The organism is Mycobacterium sp. RTGN5 (assembly GCF_033804465.1).
Taxonomy (GTDB): Bacteria; Actinomycetota; Actinomycetes; order Mycobacteriales; family Mycobacteriaceae; genus Mycobacterium.
On the sequence record NZ_JAPZLA010000003.1, the window covers coordinates 344450 to 358614 of the forward strand.

Annotated in this window: 17 protein-coding genes; 8 read left to right on the forward strand and 9 right to left on the reverse strand. The window is 65.8% G+C overall.

From position 1 onward, the window contains the following. The first annotated feature begins 279 nt into the window (after positions 1 to 279). Positions 280 to 2142, forward strand: coding sequence for a glycoside hydrolase family 2 protein (locus SLQ31_RS18585; RefSeq protein WP_319435822.1), 1863 nt, complete (start codon positions 280 to 282; stop codon positions 2140 to 2142). 92 nt (positions 2143 to 2234) lie between these two features. Beyond that, positions 2235 to 2570 (forward strand): hypothetical protein, encoded by a 336-nt coding sequence (locus SLQ31_RS18590; protein WP_319435472.1) that lies wholly within the window; start codon positions 2235 to 2237, stop codon positions 2568 to 2570. A gap of 5 nt (positions 2571 to 2575) precedes the next feature. Here the strand turns inward: SLQ31_RS18590 and SLQ31_RS18595 are convergent, their stop codons facing one another. Continuing rightward, complete coding sequence (locus tag SLQ31_RS18595) at positions 2576 to 3904, reverse strand: GMC oxidoreductase (protein ID WP_319435473.1); 1329 nt, start codon at positions 3902 to 3904, stop codon at positions 2576 to 2578. Between the two features lie 27 nt (positions 3905 to 3931). Next, positions 3932 to 4249, reverse strand: coding sequence for a hypothetical protein (locus SLQ31_RS18600; RefSeq protein ID WP_319435474.1), 318 nt, complete (start codon positions 4247 to 4249; stop codon positions 3932 to 3934). A 213-nt stretch (positions 4250 to 4462) separates the two neighbouring features. Between SLQ31_RS18600 and SLQ31_RS18605 the strand changes: the two genes are divergently transcribed. Then, the gene (locus SLQ31_RS18605; RefSeq protein ID WP_319435475.1) at positions 4463 to 4753 is read left to right on the forward strand and encodes a hypothetical protein; all 291 of its coding nucleotides are present in this window, start codon (positions 4463 to 4465) and stop codon (positions 4751 to 4753) included. A 9-nt stretch (positions 4754 to 4762) separates the two neighbouring features. Here the strand turns inward: SLQ31_RS18605 and SLQ31_RS18610 are convergent, their stop codons facing one another. Continuing rightward, positions 4763 to 5035, reverse strand: a complete 273-nt coding sequence (locus SLQ31_RS18610) for a DUF6295 family protein (RefSeq protein ID WP_319435476.1) — start codon at positions 5033 to 5035, stop codon at positions 4763 to 4765. 6 nt (positions 5036 to 5041) lie between these two features. Next, positions 5042 to 5797 (reverse strand): dienelactone hydrolase family protein, encoded by a 756-nt coding sequence (locus SLQ31_RS18615; protein WP_319435477.1) that lies wholly within the window; start codon positions 5795 to 5797, stop codon positions 5042 to 5044. 46 nt (positions 5798 to 5843) lie between these two features. Here SLQ31_RS18615 and SLQ31_RS18620 point away from each other — a divergent pair, with 46 nt between their 5' ends. Then, positions 5844 to 6626: a DUF427 domain-containing protein gene (locus SLQ31_RS18620; RefSeq protein ID WP_319435478.1), complete on the forward strand. Its 783-nt coding sequence runs from the start codon at positions 5844 to 5846 to the stop codon at positions 6624 to 6626. A gap of 109 nt (positions 6627 to 6735) precedes the next feature. Continuing rightward, positions 6736 to 7797 carry a diguanylate cyclase domain-containing protein gene (locus tag SLQ31_RS18625; protein ID WP_319435823.1) on the forward strand — a complete coding sequence of 354 codons (1062 nt, stop codon included), beginning with the start codon at positions 6736 to 6738 and terminating at the stop codon, positions 7795 to 7797. Positions 7798 to 7800: 3 nt separating this feature from the next. Here SLQ31_RS18625 and SLQ31_RS18630 read toward each other — a convergent pair whose 3' ends face one another. Then, positions 7801 to 8223 carry an organic hydroperoxide resistance protein gene (locus SLQ31_RS18630; RefSeq protein WP_319435479.1) on the reverse strand — a complete coding sequence of 141 codons (423 nt, stop codon included), beginning with the start codon at positions 8221 to 8223 and terminating at the stop codon, positions 7801 to 7803. A gap of 31 nt (positions 8224 to 8254) precedes the next feature. After that, positions 8255 to 8713, reverse strand: a complete 459-nt coding sequence (locus SLQ31_RS18635) for a hypothetical protein (protein WP_319435480.1) — start codon at positions 8711 to 8713, stop codon at positions 8255 to 8257. Positions 8714 to 8749: 36 nt separating this feature from the next. Between SLQ31_RS18635 and SLQ31_RS18640 the strand changes: the two genes are divergently transcribed. Continuing rightward, complete coding sequence (locus tag SLQ31_RS18640) at positions 8750 to 9253, forward strand: nucleoside deaminase (RefSeq protein WP_319435481.1); 504 nt, start codon at positions 8750 to 8752, stop codon at positions 9251 to 9253. Here the strand turns inward: SLQ31_RS18640 and SLQ31_RS18645 are convergent, their stop codons facing one another. Together SLQ31_RS18645 and SLQ31_RS18650 are read right to left on the reverse strand one after the other, a co-directional pair. Next, complete coding sequence (locus tag SLQ31_RS18645; protein ID WP_319435482.1) at positions 9254 to 10027, reverse strand: amino acid ABC transporter ATP-binding protein; 774 nt, start codon at positions 10025 to 10027, stop codon at positions 9254 to 9256. Continuing rightward, positions 10024 to 11493 carry an amino acid ABC transporter substrate-binding protein/permease gene (locus SLQ31_RS18650; RefSeq protein ID WP_319435483.1) on the reverse strand — a complete coding sequence of 490 codons (1470 nt, stop codon included), beginning with the start codon at positions 11491 to 11493 and terminating at the stop codon, positions 10024 to 10026. Before SLQ31_RS18650 ends, SLQ31_RS18645 begins: the two co-directional genes overlap by 4 nt. A 144-nt stretch (positions 11494 to 11637) precedes the next feature. Here SLQ31_RS18650 and SLQ31_RS18655 point away from each other — a divergent pair, with 144 nt between their 5' ends. Beyond that, complete coding sequence (locus tag SLQ31_RS18655) at positions 11638 to 12087, forward strand: cupin domain-containing protein (RefSeq protein WP_319435484.1); 450 nt, start codon at positions 11638 to 11640, stop codon at positions 12085 to 12087. A gap of 14 nt (positions 12088 to 12101) precedes the next feature. Then, a complete protein-coding gene (locus SLQ31_RS18660; RefSeq protein WP_319435485.1) occupies positions 12102 to 13454 on the forward strand; it encodes a phenylacetate--CoA ligase family protein in 1353 nt (450 codons plus the stop codon). A gap of 3 nt (positions 13455 to 13457) precedes the next feature. Here SLQ31_RS18660 and SLQ31_RS18665 read toward each other — a convergent pair whose 3' ends face one another. Then, entirely contained in the window at positions 13458 to 14120 is a 663-nt protein-coding gene (locus SLQ31_RS18665) for a DUF3060 domain-containing protein (protein WP_319435486.1), read from the reverse strand. Between the last annotated feature and the right edge of the window lie 45 nt (positions 14121 to 14165).

A 14165-nucleotide genomic window follows, 5' to 3' on the forward strand; every position in this document is an offset into this window, starting at 1 on the left:
GGTTTTTCCCCGCTAGAGTGCCTACGGCATCGCATCTTCTCGGTCACCCTGGGGTCAACCCGCAGAGCACCGTCGGACCACTACGTGTCGCGACTGGATGGATTCGTTTGCTGTGCAGGAAGTGGTCGCGCAGTGGCGCGCGCACCGCGGTTGGTATCTAGCTCGGGGGTAATAATCTTGACCGACGACTTCGCGCTGCCGACTTCCGGGCGTCGCCACCGCCGTCGCATCTGGACCAGCCGCTTCGCGGCAGTCACCTTGACCCTGTTGGCTTTTGCCATGATCGGAAGTCCACCGGCCAACGCGGTCGTCATGTGGCATCCGAAGGCCGCGCTCCTGCCCACGCCATGGACCAAGCTGGTGGGACCGGACAACGCGCTGCCCGACTACCCGCGCCCGCAGATGACGCGAACCGCCTGGCTGAACCTCAACGGCGTGTGGGGCTACATGGGCCGATCCGCTGGAACGGTCCTGGCCGCCCCGCCGCCGCCGACGGCCTACCGCGAGCAGATCCTTGTCCCGTACCCCGTGGAGTCGGCCCTGTCCGGCATCCAGCGGCACGACGACGAGATGTGGTATCGCAAGGTCGTCAAGCTGCCGAGCAACTGGTTGGGACAACATGTCCTGCTGCACTTCGGCGCCGTGGACCAGATCGCCACCGTCTGGGTCAACAACCAGGAGGTGGCCCATCACGAGGGTGGCTACACCGAGTTCAGCGTCGACATCACCGAGGCGCTGCGCGGGCCTGGCGCCCAGGAGATCGCCGTGCGGGTCCAGGATCGCAACGACGCCAACCCCTTCCCGATCGGTAAACAGCGCAACGGTCCGAAAGGACTGTTCTACACCGGCGCCTCGGGGATCTGGCAGACGGTGTGGATGGAGCCGGTGCACGCCACTTACATCAACAAGCTCGACATCAGCACCGATCTGACGAGTATGTCTGTCACGCCGCGGGTTGCCGGCACCAAGGGACAGCGCACCGTGGTGTTCGTCACCGAACCCGGTGGCCGCGTGGTCTCGTACGCATCCGCGGGCGCGGGTGACACGATCCGCCTGCCGATCCCCAATCCGCACGTGTGGACTCCCGACGATCCGCACCTGTACGACCTGCAGGTCGCACTGGTGAACCCGTCGGGCAAGGTGGTCGACGCGGTGTCCAGCTATGCCGGGCTACGCACGATCGGCGTGATGCCCGACCCGCAAGGCAGGCCGCGAATTGCGTTGAACAACAGGATCACTTTCCTGCACGGCCCGCTGGATCAGGGCTACTGGCCGGACGGGATCTACACCGCGCCAACCGATGACGCGCTGAAATCCGACCTCATGCGGATCAAAGAGCTGGGCATGAACTTCGTGCGTAAGCATGGCAAGGTCGAGCCCGCGCGCTGGTACTACTGGGCCGACAAGCTCGGACTGATGGTGTGGCAGGACATGCCCTCGCTGGACGTGTCCCTCGCCATCCCGGTGGGGCCCGCCCCCGAGCCGGCTCCTGCCGCGAAGGTCAACTTCGAAAAAGAGCTGCTGGCAATGATCGATCAGCTCCGCAGCGTCACGTCGATCGTCGGCTGGGTGCCGTTCAACGAGGGTTGGGGGGAGTTCGACACCGCCCGGATCGCGGGCGTGGTCAAGGCCGCGGACCCGACCCGCATGGTGGACGCCAACAGCGGGGTGAACTGCTGCAAGTCGCGCGGCGACACCCTGGCCGGGGACATCTACGACGATCACACCTATGTCGGTCCTGGCGAACCCCAGATTCATGACGACCTGATGAAGGCGCATTCGAAAGGCCCCATCCCGGTGGATAACCGGGTACGGGTCGACGGCGAGTACGGCGGGCTGGGGCTGGTGCTCGACGGCAACCGGTGGCCTGGGCGGCCGGAGGCGTACGAGATGGCCGACAGCCCTGGGCGTCTCACTGATCGTTACGTCGAAGTCAGCCGGCGGCTGGAGGACATTGTCCGCAGGACCGGGCTGTCCGCGGCCATCTACACCCAGACCACCGATGTCGAAAACGAGGTCAACGGCTTCCTGAGTTATGACCGATGGCAGGTCAAGATGCCGATTCCCATTGTGGCGGACCGAAACCGCGCAGTGATCGCGGCGGGCACACCAGGCATGGTGCCGCCGGACGTTCGCCGGTGACGACCCACGGCGACCGAACGGCCCCGGCAACGGCATGCGGTGGTCTAGCGTGATGCGCGAGGATTGAATCTGCTGAAAAAGGGGTGCCGCCGATGCGCAGTCGACGTTACTTGCCCATGGCGGCGGGCATCGCTGCCGCGCTGATCATCGGTGCGACGGGCACCGCGCATGCCGCGCCGCCGCCACCGACCCCTGACCAGTCCAGCGCTGAATGGACCGTTACCGACGGCTATTTCGTGAAACAGATCGGCTGCACTCCAGAAACGCCGGGAGATCCGCTGTCCATCACCTGGGATCCACCCGGCTTCATCCCGGGGATCGGCGGCCAGGGGATGATCAACGACGCCAATCCCGGACTGGGCGGCCACTTCTCGGCCTGGTGGAATCCGGCGCCCGGCTTCTGGGACGTCCAGTACGAATTCTGCTGACCCAGTCAGCCGGCCAGCAGCCGGTCGGCGCTGCGGATCGCCAGCGCCGCCCCGGTCAGCGTCGGATTCACGGCCAGCGCATTGGGGATGACTCCGACGGTGGCCAGGTAAAGGTTCTCGGTGCCCCACACCTGCCCGAATGTATCGGCGACGCAGGTGCCGTCGTCATGCGCGCCCATCCGGCAGGTGCCCATGACGTGGGCGAATCCCAATGTCATCCACCGCGGTTCGACACCAGCGCGGAAGCGCCCCAGCGCGCTGGCCAGCTCGTGCTGGTCGGCGAGCACCGCGGCCATTCGCGCGTGATCGGTTTCGCGTAGCGGAACGTCGAAGTGGGGGACCCCGTCGTCGCTGATCGTCATGGTGTTGTCCGGGTGGTTGTCGACCGGGCTGAACGACTGCATCTCGACGAGTTGGTCTGAGGGCAGGTCGATATCGGGCGGCGCTGGCGGCATCGGATTGGTGTCGCGCAGCACCATCGTGTTCCACGGGGCGTCGGGCGCCGGCGGGATCCACAGCCGCGGTGGTAGATCGTCTGTGCTGCCACGCAACTGTGGATCGAGCACCAGCTGCGAGTACAACACCGGGTGGTAGGTGAGGTAACGACCTAGCGCCTGGGGGCGAATCCCCGAGCGGTGCAGCAGTATCGGGGTGTCGAATGCGCCGGCGGCCACCACCACCGCCGAGGTCTGCACCATCGCGCCGTCGGCGAGCTGCACCGCCGCAACGCGGCCTTGCTCGAGGACGATGCGCCGAACATCGCCGGTCGCGATCCGCACCCCGGTGCCGGCCAAGATATCGTGAGTGGCGACGTAATGGATCGTGGCGCGATCGACCAGGTGACCCGCCATGGGCTGCTCACGGATTTCGCGGCCGTGCGCGGCGAGCGTGGGCCCGAGGCGGTCCAGGATGCGCTGCTGCCGAACGGATCCGGCGAAGGTGTCGTCGGTGACGCCCAGATAGCGTTCGGCCGCACCGAGATAGCGGTCCCATTCGGCGGCCGACAGTAGCTCACTGCGTTCGGACGCGGAAGGCCTGGGACAGTTGTTGGTCCACAGCACGCCCTGTCCGCCCACGGCGGCGGTGACGCAGGCACCCGGCAATTCGCGCGGCGGCGCGGTCTCGTCGAAATAGGTGAAGTCCGAAGAGATTCCCGACAGGTACGAATCGGGGTCGCGCTGGAAGCGGTCCTGATTGCGAATGTGCGAACCCGGGGGATCGGTGATCGCCGGCCCGGATTCCAGGATCGTCACCGCCCGGCCCGCCTCGGCGATCCGGCGAGCGACAACGGCACCGATCGGGCCGCTGCCGATCACTATCGCCGGGGTCGTCATCGCGATGAGGATAGGTGGTTGCCGATATCAGCGGGAGCAGTTCAGCGACACCGTGATCGTGCGGTTCACCACGATCGGTACCAGGATGTCGCGCCCGCGCCGGCGGTCGATCTCCACCAGTTGCGTTTGGTTACGCGGATTACGCACGCTGGTGACAACGCACTGATCCAGCGGCGCGCTGCCGATCCGGTCGATCTTGACATCGAAACCCTGTGCCTCCAGCGAGCCGATCGTGACGATCGCCGACTCGGCATACACCGGGCTCGCCAGGCTGAGCAGCATGCCGAGCGCCGCCGCGGCGCCGGCAACGGTCAAAGCCAGCTGATATTTGAAAGTGCGAGTCATCATGAAACCTCCTGTGCTGACGAGCGATTGCGCTCGCGACTTGGTGATGACTTCGAGAGTCGCAGCGCGGCGCAGTCCCGGCTTGGAGGTTGTGTGGAGATTGGCGGGAGATCGGCGACCGGCGGGCTACCGCGGGTCCGGTGGGTGAAATCTCCACGCAATCTCCACACAAGCTCCAAGCGCCCGGTGTCGGCGCGCGGCGATGCTGTGGCCATGAAAACACTCGTCATCACCACCGGCGGGGCGGCGATCCTCGCGGCAGCCGCCCTGAATCTCGCTCCCGCGGCATCCGCTGTCCCGCTGGAGGGCAGCCCGGCCGACGTCGTCGTCTCATCGCTTCAGGCGCGTGGCTTCGACGTGCAAGTCAACGGCACGGTCAGTTCGTCGCTGTCGCGGTGCACCGTCACGAGCATCAACGGCCTGCGCGGAACCGAAGCCAACGGCGAGCCCATCAACCGTGACGTGGCGACGACAGTGTTCGTCTCGGTCGATTGCCTGCACTGAGCGCAGGCGCTACTGGTTTCGCGACGCCAGACCAGCGGGGGCGTGTCCGATCGCCCGATGGATCGCGTCGGCCAGCGCGAGTGCGCTCTCCTCGGTGAGTTCGAGGGCGACCCGCGCCGACGGGCCGAGCGCCGGATTGAGCACGTCGATGTTGACCGTGTGGGTGTACGGGGCGTGCACGGCGTGATCGATGTAGACCGTGGCCCGGTCGGCGCCGAACCATCCGGTGGCGCCCTTGCCGCTGCCCTCGATGGCGACGCGTTCGGTGAGATAGGTGCACATATGGCGCTAGCCCTTCAGGTGAGTGGCGAAGAAGTGGTCGATGTGGCGCCAGCCGTCCACGGCGGCCTCGACGCGATATGCCGGTCGGTCGACGGAGAAGAACGAGTGCCCGGCGCCCTCGTAACTGTGGAACTCGTGCGGCTTGCCAAGCCGGGTCAGCTCCGCATCCAGGGCGGCCACCGCCGCCGGCGTCGGGAACCTGTCTTCGGCCCCGAACAGCCCGAGCATCGGCGCGCTCAGGTTCGGCGCCAACTCCAGAATCGGTTTCATCGCCTTGGGCATCCCCTCGGGCGGGTCTTCGACGATGAACGCGCCGTAGCAATTCACCACGGCATCGAACGGCAGTGAGCAGGCCGCCAGAAATGCGTGTCGCCCGCCCGAACAGTGGCCGATGACGCCGAACTTCCCGTTGGCCCCGGGCAGTCCACTCAGATGAGCGACCGCGCCCGCGATGTCGCCGACCAGCCGCTCGTCCGGCACGCCGCCGGCGGCCCGGGAGGCCGCGGCGGCATCGTCGGGATCGGCGCCCGGCGCCTCACGTGAGTAGAGGTTGGGGCACACGACGTGATAGCCGGTGACGGCGAGCCTGCGGACGAATTCCTTGGTCTCGCGGTCGTAGCCCGGCATGTGGTGGATCCAGACGAGCCCTCCGCGTGAGCCGTCGGCCAGTGGCCCGGCCCGGTAGGCCTCGATCTCGTCGCCGCCGTGCCCGTTGATGGTGATCGTCTCCGCGCGAATCGCATCCGAGCCCGGTCGAGTCATTGGGTCATCATGGAAGCTGACGCGATCCACGGCAAGGGAGTCCAGCGTGAGCACAGCATCCGAACAGCCCGTAACCGACTACCCGCAGGTGGCCGCGGCCCGTGGCCGCATCGAGCCGTCGCCCCGGCGGGTCCGTGGATTTCTCGGCAGCCAGCTGGTCTTCGACACCACATCGGCCCGGTATGTCTGGGAGATCCCGTACTACCCGCAGTACTACATCCCGCGGGCCGACGTCCGGGACGAGCTCCTGCACGACGACGACCACCCGCAGCACGTGCAGTTCGGCGCGTCGCGGATGTTCACCCTGGCGGGCGAATCGGAGACACATCCCGCGGCGGCACGGGTGTTCGACGACGGCGACGGCCCGGTCGCGGGATTGGTGCGCTTCGATTGGCCGGCCCTGACCTGGTTCGAGGAGGACGAGCCGATCTACGGTCATCCGCGCAACCCCTACGTCCGTGTCGATGCGCTTCGCTCGCATCGCCACGTGCGGGTCGAACTGGACGGTGTGTTGCTGGCAGACACCTCCAGCGCCGTATTGCTGTTCGAAACCGGCCTGCCGACGCGGTACTACATCGACCGCACCGACGTCGCCTTCGAGCATCTCGAGCCATCGGACACCCAGACGCTGTGTCCGTACAAAGGTGTGACATCGGAGTATTGGTCGGTGCGGGTCGGCGAGACGGTGCATAACGACCTGGCCTGGAGCTACAACACCCCGCTACCGGCGGTTGCGCCGATGGCCAACATGGTCGCCTTCTACAACGAGAAGCTCGACATCACCGTCGACGGAACACCGCTGCCCCGCGCGCACACCCACTTCTCCTAGAGTTTTCCCGCTCTCGTTGGTGAAGTGGGCTTATACTTTGCCAGGACTCGCCGTCAAGGAGCGACATGAGTTGGTGACCGTGGCGGCGCGGGGGCTGCCGGAGGTGCTCATGACGGTTGAAATCTCGATCGAGGCCGACTACACGCAACGCATGGAGCGGCTGCTGCGTGCTGTCCAGGAGTTGTCGCTGGCGCGCAGCCTGCCCGAGGTCCAGGTGATCGTGCGGACCGCCGCACGCGAGCTCACCGGTTGTGACGGGGCATCCTTCGTGCTCAAGGACAACGGGTACTGCTACTACGCCGACGAAGACGCCATCGCACCGCTGTGGAAAGGCAATCGCTTTCCCCTGGAAAACTGCGTCAGCGGGTGGGCGATGCATCACCGCGAGTCGGTGGTGATCCCGGATATCTACGTCGATGACCGCGTCCCGCACGAGGCCTACCGGCCCACGTTCGTCAAGAGCATGGTGATGGTCCCGATCCGCAAGGTTGACCCCATCGGGGCGATCGGCAACTACTGGGCCTATGGGCACGAGGCGACCGAGAGGGAAGTCTTCCTGCTGCAGGCGTTGGCCGACTCGACGTCCATCGCCATGGAAAACGTGGCGCTCTACACCGAGCTGGAACAGCGGGTGCGGGACCGGACCGCCGAACTCGAGCAGGCGAACGACGAGATCCACAAGCTCTCGATCACCGACGAACTGACCGGGCTGAACAACCGGCGGGGCTTCTATCTGAGGTCGGATGCGGCGCTGCACGCCACCCGACGCCAGGGCGGCTCCTGCTTGCTCGTCTTCCTCGACGTCGACGGCCTGAAGTTGGTCAATGACGCGCAGGGGCACGAGGTCGGTGACGCTCTTTTGGCCGATGTCGCCGCGCTGCTGAGTGGCACGTTGCGGGAATCCGATGTCATCGCACGCATCGGCGGCGACGAGTTCTGCGTCCTGATCATCGAGCCCGATTGCGATCAAGCGGCCCTGCGGAAGCGTCTGCTCGCCGCCTTCGAGCGGTTCAACGCGGACAGCGACCGACCGTACGCACTGTCAGCCAGTGTCGGCATGGTCCCGGTTCAACCCGCCGACTCCGGCACCATCGATGAGCTTCTCGCCCGCGCCGACGAGCTGATGTACGAGGAGAAGAAGGTCAAGCCGACGTCACGCCGGCCCGCCTGATCCTCAGTCGTCGGTGACGGTCAGCTTCACGTCGATATTGCCCCGGGTGGCGTTGGAGTACGGGCACACGTGATGGGCCTTGTCCGCCAACGCGACGGCCGTTTCGTGGTCGACGTTGGGCAGGACCACTTCGAGTTCGACGGCCAGGACGAAACCGCCCTCGTCGTTGCTGCCCAGCGAAACCTTTGCTCCCACAGCCGAATCGGTGACGTCGGCCTTCTCCTGGCGGCCGACCAGCCGCAGCGCGGAGTGATAGCAAGCGGCGTAGCCGATAGCGAAGAGCTGCTCGGGGTTGGTTCCGACACCCGAACCGCCGAGCTCCTTTTGGATGCTCAGATCGAGGTCGAGCTTGCTGTCGGAGGTTCTTCCGTGGCCATCCCGCCCTTCGCCGGTGGCCAGTGCCTCTGCGACGTATAGAACCTTCATGTCGATTCCCTTTCTCGGTGGTACGCGATAGCTAGAAGCTGTTGGCTGCCCATGATCCGGTCGGGTAGGGCGGAACCGTGCCGGCGAAGGCGCCATCGGTGATGGCACACAAGGTGTCGCCGATCGTGCCGGCGTTCGCCGTTGGGGTCGCCGTGCCGTCGTCGCCGACGTGCGCGACGATGGCTTGCCAGAAATAGGCGAAGCCGCCGTGTTCGTACCAGAGGAACCAGTCGTCGTCGCGGTGGCCGCCGCGGATCAGCCGGCGGAACGGCAGCGACGGGTCGTTCACGGCGTCGGTGCTGTTGAACGGCGCACCGATATCGGCGATCGGTCCGACCAGCTTCGTCAGTGCCGGCGGGAGCTGCGCCACGCTCGACACCTCGGTGACCGGCGTGACCAGTCGGCAGGTGGTGTCGGGCAACGCACTGGCGGGCGCCGCGAGCATCATCGCGACGCTCACCCCGGCGATACCCGCGACCAACGCCTTCATCGCAGCCAACCTACGTGACCGGTCTAGCCTTTGTCTGTGGTTGATTTCGCTGCACGAACGATAGACATCGCCAGACGCAACGTCGCCGAGGGCGGCAGGCCTTTTGCCACCGTCATCGTCAAAGACGGCGAAGTCCTCGCTGAGAGCCCGAATCGCGTTGCGCAAACCCATGATCCGACCGCCCACGCCGAGATTCTCGCCATCCGCGAGGCCTGCGTGCGGGTGGGGACCGAGCACCTGATCGGGACGACGATCTATGTGCTGGCCCATCCGTGCCCGATGTGCCTGGGCGCCCTCTACTACTGCTCGCCGGACGAGGTTGTCTTCCTGACCGCCCGCGAGGAATACGAGCCGCACTACGTGGATGACCGCCGGTATTTCGAGTTCGACAACTTCTACTCGGAGTTCGCCAAGCCCTGGCAGCAACGCCGCCTGCCGATGCGCTTCGAGCCGCGGCCCGATGCGGTCGACGTGTACAAGTACTGGCAGGATCTCAACGGCGGTGAACGTCGGGTGCCGGGCGCTCCCCGGTCCGACTAGTCAGAGCACCTTCGACAGAAACTCCTGCAGTCGTGGGCTTTTCGGATTGCCGAACACTTCGTCGGGGACGTCGTCCTCCACGATGTTGCCGTCGGCCATGAAGAGCACCCGCGAGGCCACCTCCCTGGCGAAGCCCATCTCGTGAGTGACCACCACCATGGTCATCCCGCCCTGGGCGAGCTGGCGCAGCACCTCGAGCACGTCACCGACCATCTCCGGGTCCAGCGCGCTGGTGGCCTCGTCGAACAGCATGATCGACGGGTCCATCGCCAACGCGCGAGCGATCGCCACGCGCTGCTTCTGCCCTCCGGACAGGGTGGCTGGTTTGACGTTGGCCTTCTCTTCCAGCCCCACCTGGCGAAGGAGGTCCATCGCCTTCTTCTCGGCGGCGGCCTTGTCCAATTTCTTGGTCGTCACCGGCGCCAACATGACGTTCTGCAGCACTGTCATGTGTGGGAACAGGTTGAAGTGCTGGAACACCATGCCGATGTGCTGACGCACCTTGTCCAGGTCGACCTTCCGGTCGGTGAGGTCGAACTGGTCGACCCGCACCGTGCCTGCGGTGATGTCCTCCAGCTTGTTCAGGCAGCGCAGGAACGTCGACTTGCCCGAGCCTGACGGCCCGATGACGCAGACCACCTCGCCCGCCTTGATGTCGGTGGTGATGCCGTCGAGCACCACCAGCTCGCCGAATGCCTTCTTGAGGTTCTCGATCTGGATCTTGACGGTGCCCGCAGGCACGGCGGCCGCGGCCTCGGGGACGAGTTCGGTCATTTCACGATCCTTTTCTCAAGGCGATCCGAGAGTTTGGTGAGCGCCATGATGACGATGAAGTAAATGATGCCGATGATCAGCCACATCCGGAACGACTGGAAGTTGCCCGCGATGATGATCCGCCCGGTCTGGGTCAACTCCGCGATGCCGATCACCGACAGGATCGAGGTGTCCTTCAGCGTGATCACGAATTGGTTGATATAGGACGGAATCATCGTCCGGATTGCTTGCGGCAGAATCACTTTCCGCATTGTCGGCAGATAACCGATGCCGAGGCTGCGGGCGGCCTCCATCTGGCCCTTGTCGACCGACTGGATACCGCCGCGCACGATCTCGGTCATGTACGCGCCGGCGTTGAGCGACAGCGTGATGATGCCCGCCGTCAACGCGCTCATCTGGAAGCCCAGTGCCGACGGGATGCCGAAGTAGATGAAGAATGCCTGCACCAGTAGTGGGGTGCCGCGGAAGATGTCGACGAACGCCGTGCCGATGCCACGCAGCACGATCGACCGCGACACCCGGAACAGGCCGAAGATGATGCCGAGCACCAGGGCGATGGCGATCGAGACGACCGTCAGGATGACGGTCATCTTCAGGCCCTGCAGCAGGATCGGGTAGGTGCTCTTGATCAGGCCGAAGAAGGAGTTGTCGTCGTTGGAGGCGCCTTCACCGAGGTAGCTGTTGACGATCTCGTCGTAGCGCCCGGACTTCTTGAGGTTGTTCAAGCCGGCGTTGAATTTCGTCAGAAGCTCGGCATTGCGGCCCTTGTTCACCGCGAATCCATAGCCGGTCGGTTCTTCTTTGGGGGTGACCGTCTTGAAGCCGTTGCCCTGCGCGATGCCGTACAACAGCACCGGGTAGTCCTCGAACACGGCCACCGAGTTACCGGTCTTCACTTCGTCGAACATCGACGAGGAGTCCGCGAACGAGACAACCTGAAAGCCGTACTTGTCCTTGATGGAGTTGGCGAAGGTGGCACCCTGGGTGCCGTTTTTCACGGCCACCTTCTTGCCGCGCAGGTCGTCGTAGGACTTGATGTCATCGTTGGTCTTCAGCACCGCCATCTGAATGCCGGACTCGAAGTACGGTTCAGAGAAGTCGAAGACCTGCTTGCGCTTGTCGGTGATCGACATGCCTGCGATCACGCCGTCGACCTGGTTGGCCTGTACGGCCTGCAGCGCGGCGTCGAAGCCCAGCGGTTTGATGTCGACCGTGAACTTCTGATCGTCAGCGATCGCGCGCAGCAGATCCATGTCGATTCCGACGAATTTGCCTTGCTTGTCCTGGAATTCGAAGGGAGCAAAGGTGGTGTCGGTGGCTACCAGGTAATTCTCACCGTCGGCCGACGCTCGGGCGGGGGCGAACACACCGCCGGCGAGCACCGCCAAAAGGGCGGCTACCGCTACCGTGGCAGCTGCCCGGCCGGTACCTCGTCGAGAAATTCGGCGTAACCATCTGGTTGGCATGCGGTCCCCTCCCGGTTCCCGATTGTGGGCGTGCGGTTCACGCTAACGCCACGGCTGGCCGCGTGCTCGGGTAACCGCGAATCACTGGCGGCGCGACGCGATGTGGGTCAGGCTGGGGCGCAACCATCGACGACGAGGAGTGCCATGACCGTCCGATTTCTCACCGTCGTCGGCGTCGCCGTCGCACTGTGCACGGCCCTACCCGCCCCGACCGCAGGGGCGACCCCACCCGAGGGCGACGCCGCGCGCACCGACATCGCCAAGGGCACCACCGAGACGCCGGTGTCGATCACCACCGACGGGCCGACGACGCTGATCGTCCAGAGCCTCGCGCTGCCGCCCGGTGCGTCCAGCGGCTGGCACACGCACCCCGGCACCGAGCTGTCGGTGATCACCGGCGGGTCGGTGGCCCTGCAGACCGCCACCGCCTGCGGCCCGGTGACTTACGGTGCCGGGCAGGCGGTGTTCATCCCGGCGGGGGTACCGCACCGGGTGGTCAACGAGTCGGCATCCGACGCGCAGGTGGTGCTCACCTACACCCTTCCCGTCGACGCGCCGGTTCGCGGGGACGCTCCCGACGTGTGCGCGAACTAGGACCGGATCCGTAGATGGGGGAGTCCGACCCACGCTCTGTCTACGAACGCGTCCGCGCCGCACACCTGGCGGCGGTCTCGGCGGCACTCGGGGACCATGTCGGTCGCCTGGAATGGTCACGCGCCCAAATCGAACGGCATCGCGACGATCGGTTGCGGTCGCTACTGGCCTACGCCCGGGAGCGTTCGCCGTTTCACCGCCGACGGTTGCGCGGCATCGAGGACCTGGCTTCGGCGCCGATCATGACCAAACAACAGGCGCAGGCCGAATGGGACGCGGTGATCACTGTGCCGGACCTGGACCGTGCCACCGCCGAGCGGATTCTGGCTGAGCAGCAATGGTTTTCGTACACCGCGCACGATCAACAGGTCTTCAGCTCGGGCGGGTCGAGCGGTGTGCGCGGCGTCTACGTCTGGGATTGGCCGTTCTTCATCAGCGCTGCGTGCCTCGCCTGGCGGATGCAGGCCCGCGACGAACAACGCGCACCGGCGACGGACAGCCGGTTGGCCGTCCTGACCGCCGCCGTTGCGCCGCATGCCAGTACGCCGCTGTTCGATGTGCCGACCGTCGCGGGGATGCAGACCACGGTGATCGAGGCGGGTGCGCCGTTCGAGCAGGTGCTGGCCAACGTGGCGGCGGTTGCACCCACACACCTCGTCGGGTATGCGACGGTGATCGGCCGGCTCGCCCGAGCAACCCTGGCCGGTGAGCTCCCGATTCGGCCGCGCCGCGTCAGCACCAACTCCGAGCCGCTGCTGCCGGAAGACCGCGAAGCGATCGTGCAGGCATGGGGCGCGACCGTCCACAACCTCTGGGGCTCAACCGAGATCGGTGTTCAGGCGGTCGGCTGCGGACAGGGGGAGGGACTGCACGTCTGCGAGGACGAGGTGATCCTCGAACGCGTCGACGCCGATGGCGTCCCGGTCGGCCCCGACGAACCGGCGGCCCGCACGCTGGCCACCGGCCTGGCCAACAGGACCTTTCCCTTCATTCGCTACGACCTGGGCGACGAGATCGCCTTCCTGCCTGAACCATGCCCATGCGGGAGTGCGTTCGTGCGGGTCGCCGACGTCACCGGACGCCGTGACGACGATTTCTCCTACGGTGCAATCACGGTGCCGGCCAGTGCTTTTCGGTACGTGCTGGGTACCGATCCGCGGGTCACCGAATATCAGGTCGCCCAGACGACGACCGGTGCGGACATCCTCGTCGTCGGCGATCCGGATCTCGCCGCCCTGTCCGGCGCGGTCGTGGCCGCGGTGCGGCGCTACGGTCTGCAGCGCCCGCAGATCACCGTCGCGGTGGTCGACGCGCTCCCGCGTCACCAGACGACCGGCAAGCTGACCCGGTTCGTTCCGCTGCGCTGACCCTCACCCCGCCTCGACGGTGTTGTCGAACCCGGACTTGGTGATCTTCGGCGCGCCGGCGCGGTAGGTGACCTTGTTGTCCATCCCGGAGGCATTGATGGTGTCGGCGACATCGATCGCCACGACGTTGTTCATGCCGGACACCTCAACCGACCTGCAGTGCCCGGTGATCGACACCGTGTTGGCCATGCCGCTGATGGTGACGATGCTGTCGTTGCACACGATCGTCTTGTCCGCGTTGGCCCCAGACACGGTGACGCTGCCACCCGGTGCCGGTGGACTGGACGGTCCAGGAGGAATGGGGGTGTTGCGGCTGGGCCTGGCGCCAGGGGTCAACGTGCCACCGGAGCCGGAGCTGCTCGGGAACCCCGGTGCCGAACGATTGGACAAGTTGCTCCACACAATCGCGCCACCGCCGACGAACAGCCCAACCACCAGCAACGCCAACACGATCCAGCCGATACGGATACCGGATGAGGGTGATGGCACCGACGGCGGTGGTATCGGCGGCCCGTAATAGGCCGGCGGCATCGGCGGTATCGGCGGCGGGGGCGGCGGCCAGCTACCGGGCGGGCCGCTAGTCCCCAGCTCGCTGGTCTGGGCCTGGTTGGTCAGCGACCGTTCGAGTTCCTGGATGCGCTTTTCGGGGTCGTCATCTGGGTTCATCGGCGCGTGCTCCCCTTTCAGGTTTCCGTAAGACTATTGCGCCAG

What these genes read in the sequence shown, in the direction of transcription:
- SLQ31_RS18585 (WP_319435822.1), top strand. Translation starts at nt 280, where the DNA reads ATGATCGGAAGTCCACCGGCCAACGCGGTCGTCATGTGGCATCCGAAG.
- SLQ31_RS18590 (WP_319435472.1), top strand. Translation starts at nt 2,235, where the DNA reads ATGCGCAGTCGACGTTACTTGCCCATGGCGGCGGGCATCGCTGCCGCG.
- SLQ31_RS18595 (WP_319435473.1), bottom strand. Translation starts at nt 3,904, where the DNA reads ATGACGACCCCGGCGATAGTGATCGGCAGCGGCCCGATCGGTGCCGTT.
- SLQ31_RS18600 (WP_319435474.1), bottom strand. Translation starts at nt 4,249, where the DNA reads ATGACTCGCACTTTCAAATATCAGCTGGCTTTGACCGTTGCCGGCGCC.
- SLQ31_RS18605 (WP_319435475.1), top strand. Translation starts at nt 4,463, where the DNA reads ATGAAAACACTCGTCATCACCACCGGCGGGGCGGCGATCCTCGCGGCA.
- SLQ31_RS18610 (WP_319435476.1), bottom strand. Translation starts at nt 5,035, where the DNA reads ATGTGCACCTATCTCACCGAACGCGTCGCCATCGAGGGCAGCGGCAAG.
- SLQ31_RS18615 (WP_319435477.1), bottom strand. Translation starts at nt 5,797, where the DNA reads ATGACTCGACCGGGCTCGGATGCGATTCGCGCGGAGACGATCACCATC.
- SLQ31_RS18625 (WP_319435823.1), top strand. Translation starts at nt 6,736, where the DNA reads ATGACGGTTGAAATCTCGATCGAGGCCGACTACACGCAACGCATGGAG.
- SLQ31_RS18630 (WP_319435479.1), bottom strand. Translation starts at nt 8,223, where the DNA reads ATGAAGGTTCTATACGTCGCAGAGGCACTGGCCACCGGCGAAGGGCGG.
- SLQ31_RS18635 (WP_319435480.1), bottom strand. Translation starts at nt 8,713, where the DNA reads ATGAAGGCGTTGGTCGCGGGTATCGCCGGGGTGAGCGTCGCGATGATG.
- SLQ31_RS18645 (WP_319435482.1), bottom strand. Translation starts at nt 10,027, where the DNA reads ATGACCGAACTCGTCCCCGAGGCCGCGGCCGCCGTGCCTGCGGGCACC.
- SLQ31_RS18650 (WP_319435483.1), bottom strand. Translation starts at nt 11,493, where the DNA reads ATGCCAACCAGATGGTTACGCCGAATTTCTCGACGAGGTACCGGCCGG.
- SLQ31_RS18655 (WP_319435484.1), top strand. Translation starts at nt 11,638, where the DNA reads ATGACCGTCCGATTTCTCACCGTCGTCGGCGTCGCCGTCGCACTGTGC.
- SLQ31_RS18660 (WP_319435485.1), top strand. Translation starts at nt 12,102, where the DNA reads ATGGGGGAGTCCGACCCACGCTCTGTCTACGAACGCGTCCGCGCCGCA.
- SLQ31_RS18665 (WP_319435486.1), bottom strand. Translation starts at nt 14,120, where the DNA reads ATGAACCCAGATGACGACCCCGAAAAGCGCATCCAGGAACTCGAACGG.